Below are 15,326 nucleotides of genomic sequence, written 5' to 3'. Positions count from 1 at the left end.
TAGCTTTAAAAGCTCGCTGATTGCGAGCTTTTTTTTGTTCTTAATTAATCTAAAACATCAAAATGCATAAACAACTTTATCGTTATCTGGTTATTTTTATCGGTGGCCTGAGTATTTTACTGGGCTTGTTGGGTATTATTTTGCCACTCCTGCCGACGACACCTTTTTTTATTTTGGCACTCAGCTGTTTCGCTCGTAGTTCCCCTTATTTCCATCAAAAGTTATTAAAGACTCCCTACTTAGGTGCAACTTTGCAAGATTGGGAAAAACATAAAAAAATTGATAAAAAGCGTAAATTACAGATCTATTTAGTAGTGCTAAGTAGTTTTCTGCTCTCTATATTAATATTAAGAGAGTCTTTTTTATTACAATTATTACTGCTTTTAATACTGTCTTTTTTACTGTTTTTTATTCACCGCATTGATGAAAAATAATCCCTGAGCAATAGGATAAACTATGTTCTCACCATGCTTTAACCATGTTTTAACTACGCAATAAAGGCAAACGTTCACTTTCAATATTGGGGTTAAATACCGGTAAGGTAATGATAAAACGCGTAAATAAACCCAGTTGAGATTCAATTTCTATATTGCCATGGTGCTGCTTAATAATTTGTGAACAAATAGTTAAGCCAATTCCCAGACCAAAGTGCCCTTCTCTTTTTGTGGTGTAATTCAGTTCAAATATTTTATCCAGATTATGTGCAGGCACCCCAGGCCCATTATCTTCAATAATAACTTGAATGCTGGGTGCTTCATCATAAGGCAAGTAGACAGTTGATATCTTTATAATCCCGGTGTCACCCGTTGCATCTATCGCATTCGATATTATATTTGTCCATACCTGTTCTAACTCGATAGGGTGGCACTCAATTTTAGGTAATTGTTGGTACTCTTTAATGACGCTGTGATGCTTCAATTTATTTTCAAAGATAATTAACGTCTCTTCCAAACCCTCATGAATATCAGCCAGCTCTGATACTGGACTATCTTGGGCTGCATAATGCTTTAAACTTTTTACCAAGTCCGCAATGCGTGAGGCACAGGCATTACTACTGCGTAAAATACTACCCACTTGATAGAATTTATCTAATAATAAAATACTTTCTCGTAAATTCCGGTTATTTTCCAGCGGGATTTGCTTATCGTCTAAGTCCATATTGATTAAATATTTGGCGAGCTTTTTATCCTTTATTTTAGGCAGTAGTTGCTTCGTTCTTTGGCGGATTTCAGAGGTGGACAAAGGGACTAAGCTCAAACCCTGCTGCAGGGTTCGCCGTGCAAGTTGAAAAAATGGTGAATTATCATTACAACAGAGCAGGGTGAAGATAAGCTCTTTTAATGAATCGGAGCCACGTAAAATGGCGGCGACGGGATTATTAAGTTCATGGGCAACACCAGTGACTAATTGCCCTAATACCACCATTTTTTCACTTTCGATAAGTTGATTGTAAGCAACGTCTAAAGATTCCAGAGTTTCTTGCAGGGCAAGTTCCGTTGAGATGCTATGTTGTAAACGGCGGTTGAAATTACGCAGCAATAAATTAGTGAAAGGGGCTAAAAGTGCTGTGTTTGATTGCATAATTTGTGAAAAAATAGTGTTATCAACTTTTAATACTTCAGTTTCAACCAGGGTAATACCTGTGCTAAAAGCAGGTTCCCCGGTTAAAAAGGACATACCACCCACCATAGTACCCTCCTGCATAATAGTAATATCCTGGATCTCTCCATGGGCATTACGTTTCTTAAGTAATACCTCACCCTTGGTAATAAACCAAAGAAAACAATTTTTTTCACCTTCACGAGTCAGTATATGGTTTGCGCTATAGTGACGGCGAATTTTATATTGATCACCTGTTTCTAATACTTTATATAAGGATTTGATCACCAAATGGGATAGTTCAGAGTCTGAATAAAGTGAATAATCAAGAAACTTTTCTTTGAAATTGGAGGGGTTAGACAGTTCTGGTTTATCTAATAAACGGGTTGTATCAACAATACTATTTTTGGAGGATGACGGGTGCTGCTGATGGTTTATTTTATAATGGCTTACCTGCTGTTGAATAATAGAGATCAGTTCCTGCGCTTGATAAGGTAAAGTTATAAAGTAATCAATATGTCCCTGGTTGATATAATCAATGAGCTCTGTGGCGCAAGGGGTGGCAGCATAAACAATTTTCCCCATTGTGCTGGATTGCGATCTCTTGAAAATGGACATTGCATTGCCGTCTGCCAATGTTTGCGCACAAAGTATCAACACTATATTTTGCTTGTTTTGTAAGATCAACTGCTCTGCTTGAAATAAGCTTGTCGCCTGCAGTAATGTTAAACGTATGTTTAAGGGGTGAAGATCTTCGATAATTTGAGCAAGGCGCTGCGGATCACTATCTATACACAACATAGTTAACATAGGCACAGTCTCCATAATTAATATATTACTAAGTATATAACGAGTTAGGTATGAAATAAGCTTCTCAGCGCTTATTTTAGACTGTTATAAAAATGAAGTTTTTTGTAAATATGCTTTTGGAAGGATTATGATAAACTTAATGATTTTATTTAAACACATTGTCCAACAATAAAGAGATCACATGAAAATAACATTACCTGAGTATGACAAGGCGCAAGTATTAGTAGTTGGCGATGTCATGTTAGATCGATACTGGCATGGGCCAACGGCTAGAATATCCCCAGAAGCGCCAGTGCCGGTGGTTAAAGTTGAGCAGATTGAAGAGCGTCCGGGCGGCGCTGCCAATGTGGCATTAAATGTCGCAGCACTCGGTGGTAAAGTCAATTTGATTGGTCTGGTCGGCGATGATGAAGCTGCCAATGTACTGGTGAAAAATCTTAAATCAGTGCATGTAAATACCGATTTTGTGAGCGTGCCTAATTTCCCGACTATTACCAAACTAAGAGTCTTAAGTCGTCATCAGCAATTATTACGTTTGGATTTTGAAGAGGGATTTGAGGGCATAGACAGCACAGATATTTTAGAAAAAATGCATGCTAGTCTAACGCGCCAGCCAAGTGTGGTTATCCTATCGGATTATAATAAAGGCTCGTTGGCTGATGTACAGAAAATGATTCAGTTGGCCAAAAAATTCAATTCAGTGGTGTTAGTGGATCCAAAAGGATCTGAGTTTGAAAAATATCGTGGTGCAACCCTATTGACTCCAAACCTTGCCGAATTTGAAGCGGTTGTGGGTAAGTGTCATTCTGAGAAAGAGTTGGTTGAACGTGGACTGGCATTGATCAAGGAATTGGATCTTGACGCTTTACTTGTGACCCGCAGTGAGCATGGTATGACGTTATTAAGAGAGGGACAAGAGCCGTTGCATCTGCCAACGCAGGCGCAGGAGGTTTATGATGTTACCGGTGCGGGTGATACTGTTATTTCTGTTTTAGCTTCGTCATTGGCCGCGGGCAGTTCATTTGAACAGGCCTGTACCTTAGCCAATGCAGCTGCAGGCGTGGTGGTCGGTAAAATAGGCACCTCAACGGTTAATACTATTGAATTGGCGAATGCGGTTTATAGTCAGCAGGAGATAGGTTTTGGTGTGCTTTCAGAAGAACAACTAAAACTGGCGGTCAAACTTGCTCAGCATCGTGGAGAGAAAGTGGTGATGACCAATGGCTGCTTTGATATCCTTCATGCGGGTCATGTTTCCTATTTAAATACAGCACGCGAGCAGGGTAATCGTTTAATTGTTGCGGTAAACAGCGATCAATCGGTGCGCAACTTAAAAGGGCAAGGGCGTCCTGTGAATCCTGTTGATCGTCGTATGGCTGTATTGGCCGGGTTAGGGGCAGTTGATTGGGTCATTGAATTTACTGAAGAAACACCACAGCGCCTGATCGCTGAGATCTTGCCGGATCTGCTTGTTAAAGGTGGAGATTATTTGCCAGAAGATATTGCCGGTGGAAAAGAAGTGATTGCTAACGGTGGTGAAGTACGTGTTTTGCAGTTTGAAGAGGGCTGTTCAACCTCTGAAATTATTAAAACGATTCGTAACAATAGTTAGTATTAACCATGCCTAATATTAACTATGTTTAATTTTAACTATATTTAGTTTTAACAGCAGCCATTAATAGCGTTAAAGTGAATAAAAAGGGAGGCAGATTGTCTCCCTTTTTGACTAGATTTTTTTTGAAATTTGATTTTTAAAATTCAGTTTATGGCATTAAGCAAATTTTAGAGATAAATGAGCGGCCTTTAATATTTTTCCAACACTGTTGGATCGACTTCAATTAAATTGTTAGAAATATCGATAATATCTTGTTCGGCCAGAGTACCTGCAGAAAGTTTAAGCTGTAACATATTGATAATATAGTCATAACGTGCATTAGCTAATAGATTTTCAGATTCGTATAACGCGCGTGTCGCATCTAATACATCAACGATAGTACGTGTACCCACTTCAAAACCCGCTTTTGTTGCATCCAGGGCACTGCGTGAAGAGAGCACTGTTTGTTCATAAGCACGAAGAGAGCTGATTGATGCGCCAACATTGTTATAACCTCTATTGATCTGTGCTTCTGTGCTACGGAATGTTTGTACTAAATCTTCACTGGCATAAACATAATTATATTGTGCTTGTTTGACCTGTGAGTTAATACTGCCCCCGGTGTAAATCGGCACATTTAAGCTTAGTCCGATAGTGCCGTTACTAATGTCTGTATCACTAACGCTACTATTATCATAGGATGTGTTTTTGTAACCTACTCCAGCGGTTAAATCTAAGGTGGGTTTATGGCCAGTTTTGGCTAAATCGATTTGCATTTTAGCCAATTCTTTAACAATGCGTTTGCTATGCAAGGCTAAGTTGTACTCTAATGCTTTGCTGCGCCAGAGAGACACACCACCTTCAATTTTCTGTGCGCTAAAAGTGTTCGTATTTAAATACGACACCTTGAGGACATCTTCCCCGGTTAATTCGCGCAATGCATAATAAGTATTAGCTAGATTATTTTCTGCAATAATTTCATCGGCTGTTGTTCTGTCGTAGGCAGCTTGTGCTTCATGTACATCGGTGATCGCAATTAAACCCACTTCAAAACGCTGTTTAGTCTGTTCAAGTTGGCGTTCAACCGCGCGTTTATTTGCTTTAATTGATTTTACCGCTTCATCTGCACGTAAGACATTAAAGTAAGCCGTTGAGGCTCTAAATAATAAATCCTGCGCAGCTAAACCATAAATGCTGGCATATTGTGTTGCTTGTTTTTCAGCAATGCTTAATTGTTGCCAATGTGAACCATTATAAAGTGATTGGCTTAATCCAATATTGGCCCCAACGTTTGAATTACTTAAATTATCATTATTGTAATTGGTATAATTTGTTTCCAGTCCAAAGCCTATTTGTGGTAATAATGCGGCATTTGCTTGTGTTACTTTTTCTAAATAGGCATCATACTGCGCTTTGCTTTTGAGGATAATAGGATCTTTGATTTTGGCGGTTTGGTAAACTTGTAATAACGTATCAGCTTGAACAGAGTAACTGTAGCTAGTCACGGCAAACAATGCCGCGAGAGTAAATTTTTTTATGGCCATGTTAATAAATCCTATGAGTGTGCGAGCTGCTTCAAATTTAGTGACAGATTAAGTGTAATATAAAACATCCAGGTTAGGTGTTTTGCTAAGGAATAAAAAAATGAACGTTCATTCAGGTGGAAGTGTATTTTATAATCAAGATGATGTACAAGTATTATCGAAAGAATCTTTATATAAAGGCTTTTTTGAATGTAATTTATATACATTAAAACATAAATTATTTGCAGGTGGTTGGAGCCCCGAAATAAAACGTGAGTTTTTTGAACGTGGTCATGCGGCCGTATTATTACCCTATGATGTAAAAAACGATACCGTGGTATTAATAGAGCAGTTCCGTTTGGGGGCCATGGCAGGTGATAAATCCCCTTGGTTATTAGAGTTAGTGGCAGGGATTATTGAGCAGGATGAAGTGGCTGAACAAGTCGCTAAACGTGAAGCCTTTGAAGAAGCGGGTTTAACCGTTAAATCATGCCAATTTATGCTTAATTATTTAGTGAGTCCGGGTGGTACAACGGAACAGATCGATCTTTTTATCGCCAACGTAGATAGCAGTGAGGTGGGGGGACTATATGGACTCGCGCATGAAGGAGAAGATATACGTGCCCACGTTGTACCAAGAGAAACAGCTTATCAGTGGGTAAAAGAAGGGAAAATATATAATGCGGCGACTATTATTGCCTTACAATGGCTCGAACTAAATAGAGACAATTTAACAATTTAAGGCGTGAGAATCTAAAAATAAAAAGGTTTGGATTACTTATCAGTAATAATCCCGTTAGTTAGATCGCAAATTTACAAGTAAATGGCGCATGATCTCATTTTTTCAGCATTTTTTTAAAAAAGCTAACTAAGCCAATGGTAAAGTTATTCACTTAAGTTATAACGGCAATTATATTAAGGTCAGATCATGTGCGTTAACAAATATTGCAATCATTAACTCTAGGTCAAATTATGAACATTAACCAATATTGCAATATCCATTAATCTACGAATGAAAGTTATGAGCACACAAGCCACAAAATTAAGATCAGACCAGCAGGGTTGTTTACAACTTCTGCAAATCACCGATACCCATCTTTTTTCCGATCGGAATAAAGACTTGCTTGGTATTAAACCAGCTGAAAGTTATGAAGCTGTGATTAAACACGCCTCTCGTTACTCATCCAAGTGTCAGGCAGTTTTATCAACGGGAGATCTATCTCAAGATCATACCCAGCAATCTTACCTTGATTTTACCAAGCAGATAAAAACCTTGAATTTACCCTGTTACTGGTTGCCCGGCAATCATGATACGCAATCGGTGATGTTGCCCAGTCTTTTGCAGGAGGGCCTCGCGCAGAGCAAACAAATTGTTAGCGATTTTTGGCAAATTATTTTACTGGATTCACAAGTTGAAGGTGCGCCCCATGGGTTTTTAACGGAGCAGCAACTGAATTTTTTACAGCAAGCTTTGACTGAATATCCCGATAAACATACTCTGATTTGTGTGCACCATCATGTTTTACCGGTTAAATCAGCCTGGTTAGATCAGCATATTCTAAAAAATAATCAGCAATTTTTAGAACTCATCAAGTTGCATAAAAATGTACGTGTGGTGCTGTCCGGGCATGTTCATCAGGCGGGTGATATCGAATTTAATCAGGTGCGATTTTTAACCAGCCCATCTACCTGCTTACAGTTTAAGCCCAATTCTGAGGATTTTGATGTTGATGATAGTGCGCCCGGTTACCGCTATTTAGCGTTGCATAAAAATGGTACTATTACGACCAAAGTTGAGCGCGTAGCGCATGGAGAATTTTCCCCCAATAAAAACGCAACAGGTTATTAATGCAGAAAATTTTATTATCCCTACACGGTTATCATAGTTCTCCCGGATCCTTAAAAGCGCGATTAATGTCTTCTTATTTAGCTGAGCACTTCCCTGAAATAAGCTTTCTCTGTCCACAACTCCCCTGCCAGCCTGAGAAAATGTGGACGCTGATTGAGTCTGTTTTTGAGCAATATAAGGGTGCGGAAATCGCTGTTATGGGGAGCTCCTTGGGGGGGTATTTAGCAGCAAATGCGAGTGAGCAATATGGGGTGAAAGTAGTGTTAATAAATCCTGCTGTTCTTCCCTATTGTTTACTGCAGCAATACACGGGAATGCAAACTCACCCTTATACACAAGAGTCTTATCGGATAGATGAAAACTATCTGCAGCAGTTAAGAAAATTAGCGGTAAAAGAGTTGAGTGATCGGCAAAAATATTGGGTTTTATTACAAAAAAAGGATGAAGTTTTAAATTATCAGGAAGCCTTTGATAAATTCCAGGGATGTAAAATAACCTGTGAAGAGGGGGGCGATCATAGTTTTATTGGTTTTGAACGTTTCTTACCTGATATTATTAAATTTTTATTTTAGCGATTATTTTAGGTGATTATTTTAGGTGGTCACCGGTTAAAATAACTTTCCCCATTTTTCCAAAACAACTCCCCGCGTATTACAATATAACCTTTTACAACTGACGCGGATAGAAATCGCCAGGCAGATTCAACTTTGAAGTATTACTGACTTAGCGATGAAAAATTCTGAACATAAGTGTAAGTAGCACTATTTCACAGCAAATATTATCCATTTGCTAATCACTCTGTGTTGATTTGTCGCAGTCTCTCTACTTATTCGAAAGATAGCTGATTAATCAATAAGATCTTTCGTCTGCTGTGAATAAAGAAACTAGTTAAAAAATAAGGTAATGATATTTATGAAAAAATTTGGGTTTATAGGCTTAGGAATTATGGGTAATGCAATGGCATTAAACTTGGTTAAAGCAGGGCTAGATGTAACAGTTTGGAATCGAAATGTTGATAAATGTACTGAACTGGTTGCACTGGGCGCTCATCAAGGAAAAACACCAAGAGAAGTAGCAGAAACATGCGATATCACTTTTACTATTGTTTCTGATCCTGCAGCTGCTTTAGCTATTTCTGAAGGGCCTGATGGCGTAGTGGCAGGCATTGGTGAAGGTCGTAGTTATATTGATATGTCTACTGTTGATGATGCGACTTCACAAACTATTTCAGCAGCAATAATAAAAGCAGGCGGGCGCTTTTTAGAAGCTCCTGTTTCTGGGACAAAAAAACCAGCGGAAGATGGCACTTTAATTATTTTAGCAGCAGGAGATAAGTCCCTTTATGATGATGCCTTACCCGCCTTTGAAATAATGGGGAAAATGTCTCCATACTTGGGTGAGGTTGGTCAGGGCGCTAAAATGAAACTTGTAGTCAATATGATTATGGGTGGAATGTTAAGTATTTTCAGTGAAGGAATATCACTCGGCCTTAAAGCAAACCTTGATGGTAAACAGTTACTAGATATTATTGATGCAGGTGCAATGGCAAACCCTATGTTTAAAGTTAAAGGGCCAATGCTATTAGATGAAAATTACACTACAAGCTTTCCTCTTAAACATATGCAAAAAGACATGAGATTAGCTGTAGATTTAGGTGATAAATTAAATTTAACGTTACCGACTGCCGCTATTACAAATGAATCTTTCAAACAAGCACGTAAAGCTGGTTTTTCAGATGAAGACATAGCTGCAATTTATAAAACAGTGAAATAAAGTCTATAAGATATAGTGCTAATTTTTCTACCTTAAATAATCGTAGTAATAGCAGCTATTACTGCGATTATTTTTATTGAACTATATAAAATAATGATCGAATAATAAGAAACGTAACCTAATTATTTTAATTACTCTGGAGTATTAATCAAAACTGAGGTTATATATACCCATGTTACTTCAAGATGCTTTGTCAGGCGCAAGCTCTTCGATCAGAGCAAGACGCAAGATGACCTTTCGAGCGATTAACTGCGTTAATCCTCTAGCGGTAGATGTAAATGGTTATTCCCTTTCCGATTGGTGCAATTTTCCCTCACAGGGAGGACCAATTAATTTCTGATGGGACTAACAAAAGAAACCGTCATTCAAAAATGACTATTAGTGAACGAATGCCGATTGTTATCGCATTCCATCAATCAAATCATCGAGATTTCAAGATCTTCTATATCGGTCTGGTATAAAGGTATTGGTCTGAATTTATTCCTAACCCACTCAGCTATGCCAAAAGCATTAAATTTATGATCAAGTTCTTCAAAGGAAGAATTTACGATTACAAAGCCGCTGGGATAATTTTTAATAGTAAATCTGATCACTTTATTAATACGTTTGGTATTACCCGTTTTATAATAATCGCCAAACTTATCAATTCAAGAAACATCTAAAAAGCCATAGCTGGATATATATGGAGGCTCCACATCTGTCAAATAATTGAATTAAATAAATCATTAAAATACTCTGTTTCGTAACCCTAAGGGTAATGCAGTGAAATAAACGGCCGGTGTTCATGAACAGGTTTTCACTAGCGTTAAACCATTTTAATTCGGCTCTGTTCCATTTTATTGTTGTCCTCCATATGCAAATTGTAAAATTTTCTGAGAATTAAGCTTTGAGTGACTTTCCCTAAACTAAGCTAGATAATGTGGCAAATACTTTGTCGCAACTCCTCGCATTTTTCCATTAACCCAACCTTTAAAGTGAGCAATCGCGCCATTAACCGTTTGGGTCTTCATTTTAGGTGATTACTGGTTAAAATAACTCCCCGCGTATTACAATATGAGTACAAGCATGAGCGAGTAGTACAATTCAGATTTTATTTTAGTGATTAATTTCAGATGATAATTGGGTAAAATGACCCCCCCGTTTTTTCAATATAAGTACAAGCATGAGCGAGTAGTACAATTCAGATTTTATTTTGCTGATGAATTTTAAGTGATAATTGGGTAAAATGACCCCCCCGTTTTTTCAATATAAGTACAAGCATGAGCGACCAATACAATTCAGACTTTATTTTGCTGATGAATTTTAAGTGATAATTGGGTAAAATGAATCCCCCCATTTTTTCAATATAAGTACAAGCATGAGCGACCAATACAATTCAGACTTTATTTTGCTGATGAATTTTAAGTGATAATTGGGTAAAATGAATCCCCCCGTTTTTTCAATATAGGTACAAGCATGAGCGACCAATACAATTCAGACTCGATCGAGGTATTAAACGGTCTTGATCCCGTTCGCCACCGTCCGGGAATGTACACCGACACATCACGTCCGAATCATCTTGGTCAGGAAGTTATCGACAATAGTGTGGATGAAGCGCTAGCGGGGCATGCGGCGACTATCCAAGTGATTTTACACGAGGATCAATCATTAGAAGTTATTGATGATGGACGTGGTATGCCGGTTGATATTCACCCTGAAGAGCGTATTTCAGGTGTTGAGCTTATTTTCTGTAAATTACATGCAGGGGGTAAATTTTCAGGTAAAAATTACGAAATATCTGGTGGTCTTCACGGTGTTGGGATCTCCGTCGTTAATGCATTATCAAAACGTGTTGATGTGAGTATTCGTCGTGATGGTCAAGTGTATGAAATTGCCTTTGAAAATGGTGAAAAGGTTGAGGAGTTACACGTAACGGGAGTCTGTGGAAAACGCAATACAGGTACGACAGTACATTTTCATCCCGATCCCGCTTACTTTGACAGCGCCCGCTTTTCAGTGTCCCGTTTACTGCATCTGTTAAAAGCCAAAGCCGTCTTATGTGCGGGTCTTACCATCAAATTTAAAGACAAAGTAAATAAAAATGACTATCAGTGGTGCTATCAAGATGGTTTAAATGATTACCTGCTGGAAGCTGTTGCAGACAACGAGTTATTACCACCGCAGCCCTTTACTGGCAAGTTTTCAGCAAAAAGTGAAACAGCAGAGTGGTCGGTAGTGTGGTTACCCGATGGCGGGCCTTCACTATCAGAAAGTTACGTAAATTTAATACCGACAGTGCAGGGCGGCACACACGTTAATGGTTTTAGGCAGGGACTGCTGGATGCAATGCGTGAGTTCTGTGATATTCGTAACCTTCTACCGCGCGGTCTAAAATTAAGCCCGGAAGATATTTGGGATAGATGTGCCTATATCCTTTCGGTTAAAATCAAAGAGCCGCAGTTTGCCGGACAAACTAAAGAACGACTCTCATCAAGGCAGTGCGTCGCTTTTGTTTCCGGTATAGTAAAAGATGCCTTTAGTTTATGGCTCAATGCGCATGTTAATGAGGCTGAGTTACTGGCTGACTTCTGCATTAATAATGCCCAGACCCGGACGCGTAAAACTAAAAAAATTGCCCGTAAAAAAATAACTCAAGGCCCCGCTCTTCCAGGTAAATTAACTGATTGTTCGACTCAGGAAACCATGCGTGGGGAGATTTTTTTAGTTGAAGGTGATTCGGCTGGTGGCTCTGCAAAACAGGCGCGGGATCGCGAGTTTCAGGCTATTATGCCGTTACGGGGAAAAATCAAAAATACCTGGGAAGACGACTCTGATATTATTTTAAATTCCGAAGAAATACATAATATATCCGTGGCGATAGGAATCGATCCTGCTTCCTCGGACTTATCCGGTTTACGTTATGGAAAAATCTGTATCCTTGCCGATGCCGATTCCGATGGTCTGCATATCGCGACGCTTATCTGCGCCTTGTTCGTTCGTCATTTTAGAGCCGTGGTTGATGCCGGACACCTGTTTGTCGCGATGCCGCCATTATACCGAATCGACATAGGTAAAGAGGTTTATTATGCCTTGGATGAAGCAGAAAAAGACGGGGTGTTAGACCGTATCGAAGCGGAGAAAAAACGCGGTAAAGTCAATGTTCAGCGCTTTAAAGGTTTGGGTGAAATGAACCCGTTGCAGTTACGTGAAACGACTATGGATCCTAATACTCGCCGTTTAGTTCAGCTGACGACCGAAGGCGCTGAGGAAATGTTAGAAATGATGGATATGTTACTGGCGAAAAAACGCGCAGGAGATCGTAAAGTCTGGCTTGAAGATAAAGGTGATATGGCATCGGTTGATTAATTACCCGCGCTCATTGCACATTAATACTATAAAAAGAGCGTGCTTATCACCTGCTTATCTTGGTAGATAAGTGGTTGATGAGCACCATATTTGAGCTTTAAATGAATTATCCAACCCTGTTGCAGGGTGAATAATTCATTTTTTTTGAGAATTTTAACTCATAGAGAGTAGGGCTACACTGCGGCTAATTCTGCCTTGCTGCGCTGGCAGGTAGCTCCACTGCGGGTAACGGCATTAAGGACTGCCTGCAAAGAAGCGGTGACTATATCGTGGCACTTGGCTGCCGCGCAGTAACGCGCGCCTTGAACGCTAAGTTGCACATAGGCGATCGCTTCGGCCTGTTCATTTTCAGCCCCTTTTTTGCTCGGCAGGGCATGCTCGCTATAATCGATTAAGACAATATCACTTCCGATTGACGCACTTAACCCTTTGACAAAAGCGTCCAGAACCCCTTTACCCTGACCATTAATAGTCACTGCACCGTTATTAGTATCGAGTATCTGCGCCTCTAAACTATCTGCGTTACTTTGACGGTTAAGCTGGTAGTTGTCGATACTGGCGGTTTTCTGTGCTGCTAAATAAGTACTGGAAAAAATATCGTGAATAATAGTCGCTGAAACTTCACTTTCTGAGCGTTCGGCATGCTGTTGTACATGGGGACTAAAGTCAACCTGCATCCAGCGCGGCATTTGTATACCGTAGTCCTGCTCCAGTATATAGGCGACTCCGCCTTTTCCTGACTGGCTATTAATGCGAATAACCTGCTGATAAGTTCGCCCTAAATCGCGCGGATCAATCGGCAGATAAGCCACTTGCCATTGTGTTTCTGGTTTCTCTATTCGCTGCGCCGCATCAATCGCCATACATTTGTTAATCGCATCCTGATGGCTGCCAGAAAATGCTGCAAAAACTAATTCACCGGCGTAGGGATGACGAGGGTGTACGGCTAATTGTGTGCAGCGCTCAATGGTTGCAATAATACGATCCATATCGGAAAAATCGAGTTTTGGATCAATGCCCTGACTATATATATTCATCGCCATCGTCACTATATCCATATTACCCGTGCGTTCACCGTTGCCAAGTAATGTCCCTTCGATACGATCAGCACCGGCCAGTACACCGAGCTCAGAGGCAGCGACGCCACAGCCGCGGTCATTGTGAGTATGTAAGCTGATGCTGACCGATTGGCGGTGGCTGATATTGTCGCAGATCCATTCAATTTGATCTGCGTAGACGTTAGGCGTTGATGTCTCAACCGTCGAGGGTAAATTAATAATTACCTTGTTGTCAGGTGTCGGCTGCCAAACGTTAATGACAGCATTACACACCTCTAAGGCATACTCCCTTTCGGTGCCGGTAAAACTCTCGGGCGAGTATTGAAACGACCACTTTGTCTCGGATTGAGCGGCGGCAAATTCCTGCATCCATCGCGCACCTTGTATGGCAAGGGTTTTAATTTCATCGCGCGATTTTTTAAATACCTGTTCTCGCTGCACCGTTGAGGTTGAGTTATATAAGTGCACTATGGCTTTTTTTGCGCCTTTTAAAGCGGCAAAGCTGCGTGCTATTAAAGGCTCGCGTGCCTGGGTTAATACTTGAATAGTGACGTCGTCTGGAATTAAATCCTGTTCAATTAATTGACGCACAAAATCAAAATCAGGTGCCGATGCTGCGGGAAAACCAACTTCAATCTCTTTAAAGCCGACATCAACTAACAGTTTAAACATATCAAGCTTTTGGCTTGGGCTCATAGGTTCAATCAGAGCTTGATTACCATCGCGTAAATCTACACTACACCACAGAGGTGCTGCTTTGATACTTTGATCTGGCCAGCGTCTATCGGTTTTTGGAATGGATGGATAGGCGCGATATTTTTTATGGTTAAAGCTAGAGTTGATATTCGACACGAGTCATTTCCTTGTAAATCATTGGCAGTGGAGAGATGAATTTGCGAGTTGGTGCACCTTGGTAAGGGGTTAACCGCCCGTTTCCGGTAAGAAACTTCGCTCGCTATCCATGTACTAATTTTATAGCGAGTTGGTGCACCTTGGTAAGGGTATAACCGCCTGTTTCCGGTAAGAAACTTTGCTCGCTGTCCATGTACTCACTATAGAGTGAATAGTGTAGCGAGTGGTTGCAAAGTAACTCTTATTTTTAACTTTTTGTGCAATAAATAACTATATAATATATTATTGTTAGATAAAAACTCTACACAGGTGAAATGTTATGCAGGAAGTCATTAAATTAGACCGTATTGACAAGAATATTCTTAGGCTGATGCAGGGAAATGCACGCATTAGTAATCTGGAATTAGCCGACCGTGTTGGCTTATCACCCACGCCTTGTTCACGTCGTGTGAAACGTCTGGAGGAGTCGGGAATCATTGATAAACATGTTACTTTATTGAAACCCTCGGTACTTGGCTTAAATTTGACCGCCATGATTGGTATCTCAATGGATCGCCATACCCCGGATCGTTTTGATAAATTTGAACGTGCGGTTGCAACGTTACCTGAGGTACTGGAATGTTTAATTGTGACAGGGCAGAGTGCTGATTTTTTATTAAAAGTAGTAGTACGCGATATGCAGCATTATGAGAAATTTTTACTAGGGCAATTAACTAAGCTCGAAGGGGTTACTGGTGTACATTCAAGTTTTGTATTAAGGGAAGTGGTCAAAAAGACTGAATTTCCACTCGATTGAGTTATCTGTCTCTATTAGCAAAGATATTTTCGACTGTTATCGTGCTTAAAAAAACAGCGCAGGATTAAGCGCTGTTTTTTTGTCATTAGGCCTAAAAATAGTAACAATGTTATAGATGATAAAAGCA

11 protein-coding genes and 2 pseudogenes are annotated in these 15,326 nt (G+C 39.8%); 9 read left to right on the top strand and 4 right to left on the bottom strand.

Annotated elements, in window-relative coordinates; genetic code table 11:
* The first annotated feature begins 62 nt into the window (after positions 1-62).
* Entirely contained in the window at positions 63-434 is a 372-nt protein-coding gene (locus tag PING_RS17350) for a DUF454 family protein (RefSeq protein WP_011771601.1), read from the top strand.
* A 49-nt stretch (positions 435-483) separates the two neighbouring features.
* Here PING_RS17350 and PING_RS17345 read toward each other — a convergent pair whose 3' ends face one another.
* Positions 484-2,409 (bottom strand): ATP-binding protein, encoded by a 1,926-nt coding sequence (locus tag PING_RS17345; RefSeq protein ID WP_011771600.1) that lies wholly within the window; start codon positions 2,407-2,409, stop codon positions 484-486.
* Between the two features lie 181 nt (positions 2,410-2,590).
* Here PING_RS17345 and hldE point away from each other — a divergent pair, with 181 nt between their 5' ends.
* Positions 2,591-4,021: a bifunctional D-glycero-beta-D-manno-heptose-7-phosphate kinase/D-glycero-beta-D-manno-heptose 1-phosphate adenylyltransferase HldE gene (gene hldE / locus PING_RS17340; protein ID WP_011771599.1), complete on the top strand. Its 1,431-nt coding sequence runs from the start codon at positions 2,591-2,593 to the stop codon at positions 4,019-4,021.
* Between the two features lie 191 nt (positions 4,022-4,212).
* Here hldE and tolC read toward each other — a convergent pair whose 3' ends face one another.
* Positions 4,213-5,547: an outer membrane channel protein TolC gene (gene tolC, locus PING_RS17335; protein WP_011771598.1), complete on the bottom strand. Its 1,335-nt coding sequence runs from the start codon at positions 5,545-5,547 to the stop codon at positions 4,213-4,215.
* A gap of 100 nt (positions 5,548-5,647) precedes the next feature.
* Here tolC and nudF point away from each other — a divergent pair, with 100 nt between their 5' ends.
* The 5 genes and pseudogenes from nudF to PING_RS22010 form a co-directional block, all read left to right on the top strand.
* Entirely contained in the window at positions 5,648-6,268 is a 621-nt protein-coding gene (gene nudF / locus PING_RS17330) for an ADP-ribose diphosphatase (protein ID WP_011771597.1), read from the top strand.
* A 279-nt stretch (positions 6,269-6,547) separates the two neighbouring features.
* Entirely contained in the window at positions 6,548-7,375 is an 828-nt protein-coding gene (gene cpdA, locus PING_RS17325) for a 3',5'-cyclic-AMP phosphodiesterase (protein ID WP_041766665.1), read from the top strand.
* Positions 7,375-7,947, top strand: a complete 573-nt coding sequence (locus tag PING_RS17320) for a YqiA/YcfP family alpha/beta fold hydrolase (RefSeq protein WP_011771595.1) — start codon at positions 7,375-7,377, stop codon at positions 7,945-7,947. The genes cpdA and PING_RS17320 overlap by 1 nt, the downstream gene beginning before the upstream one ends.
* Positions 7,948-8,287: 340 nt before the next feature.
* Positions 8,288-9,148 carry an NAD(P)-dependent oxidoreductase gene (locus PING_RS17315; RefSeq protein WP_011771594.1) on the top strand — a complete coding sequence of 287 codons (861 nt, stop codon included), beginning with the start codon at positions 8,288-8,290 and terminating at the stop codon, positions 9,146-9,148.
* A 278-nt stretch (positions 9,149-9,426) separates the two neighbouring features.
* A pseudogene (locus PING_RS22010) lies at positions 9,427-9,669 on the top strand (IS982 family transposase); the annotation flags it as partial.
* Between the two features lie 315 nt (positions 9,670-9,984).
* On the opposite strand, the pseudogene PING_RS21530 reads toward PING_RS22010, so the two are convergent.
* Positions 9,985-10,149: pseudogene (locus PING_RS21530) on the bottom strand (IS1595 family transposase); the annotation flags it as partial.
* Between the two features lie 454 nt (positions 10,150-10,603).
* Between PING_RS21530 and parE the strand changes: the two are divergent.
* Positions 10,604-12,493 (top strand): DNA topoisomerase IV subunit B, encoded by a 1,890-nt coding sequence (gene parE / locus PING_RS17310; RefSeq protein WP_011771593.1) that lies wholly within the window; start codon positions 10,604-10,606, stop codon positions 12,491-12,493.
* Positions 12,494-12,666: 173 nt separating this feature from the next.
* Here the strand turns inward: parE and leuA are convergent, their stop codons facing one another.
* Entirely contained in the window at positions 12,667-14,403 is a 1,737-nt protein-coding gene (gene leuA / locus PING_RS17305) for a 2-isopropylmalate synthase (RefSeq protein WP_011771592.1), read from the bottom strand.
* Positions 14,404-14,722: 319 nt separating this feature from the next.
* On the opposite strand from leuA, the gene PING_RS17300 reads away from it, so the two are divergent.
* Positions 14,723-15,199, top strand: coding sequence for an Lrp/AsnC family transcriptional regulator (locus PING_RS17300; RefSeq protein WP_011771591.1), 477 nt, complete (start codon positions 14,723-14,725; stop codon positions 15,197-15,199).
* The last annotated feature ends 127 nt before the right edge of the window (positions 15,200-15,326 follow it).

Source organism: Psychromonas ingrahamii 37 (assembly GCF_000015285.1).
Lineage (GTDB): Bacteria > Pseudomonadota > Gammaproteobacteria > Enterobacterales > Psychromonadaceae > Psychromonas > Psychromonas ingrahamii.
Note: the sequence above shows the minus strand (reverse complement) of the source record. Positions and strands in the feature narration are given on the sequence as shown.